Annotated in this window: 3 rRNA genes (2 of these 3 cut by a window edge); all 3 read right to left on the reverse strand. The window is 39.6% G+C overall.

The features are described from left to right. Positions 1-248: ribosomal RNA gene (locus KEC93_RS25635) — 16S ribosomal RNA — on the reverse strand; it reaches 1,264 nt to the left of the window's first position. Between the two features lie 1,107 nt (positions 249-1,355). Beyond that, positions 1,356-1,472 (reverse strand): 5S ribosomal RNA (gene rrf, locus KEC93_RS25640). A gap of 74 nt (positions 1,473-1,546) precedes the next feature. Next, positions 1,547-2,500, reverse strand: a 23S ribosomal RNA gene (locus KEC93_RS25645) (it continues 1,958 nt past the right edge of the window).

Below are 2,500 nucleotides of genomic sequence, written 5' to 3' on the forward strand. Positions count from 1 at the left end.
CTAGCTAATGCGACGCGGGTCCATCTCATAGCGGATTACTCCTTTAATTGCTATGCCATGCGGCACTACAATCTTATGCGGTATTAATCTTCCTTTCGAAAGGCTATTCCCCTCTATGAGGCAGGTTACCCACGTGTTACTCACCCGTCCGCCGCTAATCCGCTCCCGAAGGAGCTTCATCGCTCGACTTGCATGTGTTAAGCACGCCGCCAGCGTTCGTCCTGAGCCAGGATCAAACTCTCAATAAAAAGTTTAATCTTAGCTTACTCAAATAAAAATTGCTGGTTTACTTAAATGTATTTATATCATTCTGTTCAATTTTCAAAGACCAATTTTTCTTTCTTACAACTACTGTTGTAATGTTTTGTTGTTATCTGTCGTTTCTGACAGCTTACTCAGTATATCACCGCTTTCGAAGCTTGTCAACAACTTTTTAAAAAAACTTTTCGAACTCATTTTTCAGTAATTCTATTAGCTTTAAGTTATTAATTTTGCATCTCTTAGCGAGAGATTTTATCATATCATCACCATTCGACATTGTCAACAACTTTCCTAGAAAATCTTTTTCCCTTTAAGTTGTTTTGTTTATGTCTCTTAGCGACGTGTTTTATCTTAACATCTCTGATATTTTCATATTATTTGCTTTCCTATTACTAAATGCGATTATTTTCATTTTTCTTTATAATACGTCATTATTCTAGATTTTATACATACTGATACGCTAGCAATAGTTGTCACTCCAATTTGGTTCAATCTATTACATTTATATATGTTTTTTAGCCTAATTATCTCATTCCTAATAATTCTAAATATCTTTATTAATAAGAAATTAAGTTCAAAATAATAAAAGATCTTATGATCATGAAAGGATCCAATTACCCCTGGATACATAAAATTTCATCAAACATAAAAACTTTTTCATATAATAACAGAAAATATGCTCTACTAAATGAGTTTTTAATCATAAAAAATTAAACTATAAAGTTAATATGAAATATTATAATAAGATTAGTGTGCAAAGTTGTTAATCTCTCAATAACTACTTTGTTGTTCAGAATAGATATTAATGTTATATAAGGAATGGACTCTATCAAAAAAGACTTATCGTAAAAATATACCGTCTTAAATATGTGCTTAGGATAGAAATTCAGTTGTAGAATTAAGAATACATTGAATTAATAAGCTCTTTCGTAATGATTTAGAGAAATGAGTTATACAAAATCGTCATACTTATTGAGTTTTTTAGAAATACGGCATTAAATAATCCAGCTATACAGCGGCGAAGCTTATCGTCTTACCATTCCTAAATATTATAAAATAAAAAAAGATAGTTATTACAACTATCTTTTTATCTTACCTCGCAACGTCCTACTCTGCCACACAGTCTCCCATGCAGTACCATCGGCGCTATAGACCTTAACTTTCCTGTTCGGAATGGGAAGGAGTGTTACCTCTATGCCATCATCACGAGATCTTTAATTTGAAAGAAATTTTGTTCTTTCAAAATTGCACATAGTTTCTTTAATGTATTTACAACTTGACTATATTGGTCAAGCCCTCGACCTATTAGTATCAGTCAGCTAAATATGTTACCATACTTACACCTCTGACCTATCAACCTTGTAGTCTTCAAGGGGTCTTACTAGCTTATGCTATGGGAAATCTCATCTTGAGGTGGGCTTCACACTTAGATGCTTTCAGCGTTTATCCCTTCCCGACTTAGCTACCCAGCTATGCTTCTGGCGAAACAACTGGTACACCATAGGTCAGTCCATCCCGGTCCTCTCGTACTAAGGACAGCTCCTCTCAAATTTCCTACGCCCGCGACGGATAGGGACCGAACTGTCTCACGACGTTCTGAACCCAGCTCGCGTGCCGCTTTAATGGGCGAACAGCCCAACCCTTGGGACCTACTTCAGCCCCAGGATGCGACGAGCCGACATCGAGGTGCCAAACCTCCCCGTCGATGTGAACTCTTGGGGGAGATCAGCCTGTTATCCCCGAGGTAGCTTTTATCCGTTGAGCGATGGCCCTCCCACGAGGTACCACCGGATCACTAAGCCCGACTTTCGTCCCTGCTCCACTTGTAGGTGTCGCAGTCAGGCTCCCTTCTGCCTTTACACTCTTCGAACGATTTCCGACCGTTCTGAGGGAACCTTTGGGCGCCTCCGTTACATTTTAGGAGGCGACCGCCCCAGTCAAACTGCCCACCTAACAATGTCCTGTCACCAGTTTCATGGCATCCAGTTAGAACTTCAATACTATCAGGGTGGTATCCCAACAACGACTCCACCAAGGCTGACGCCCTAGTTTCCCAGTCTCCCACCTATCCTGTACAGACAATACCGAAATTCAATGCTAAGCTACAGTAAAGCTCTACGGGGTCTTTCCGTCCAATCGCGGGTAGCGAGCATCTTCACTCGCACTACAACTTCGCCGGATTTGCAGTTGAGACAGTGCACAAGTCATTACGCCATTCGTGCGGGTCAGAACTTACCTG

This window comes from Clostridium beijerinckii, assembly GCF_018223745.1.
In the GTDB taxonomy this organism is placed as follows: Bacteria; Bacillota; Clostridia; order Clostridiales; family Clostridiaceae; genus Clostridium; species Clostridium beijerinckii.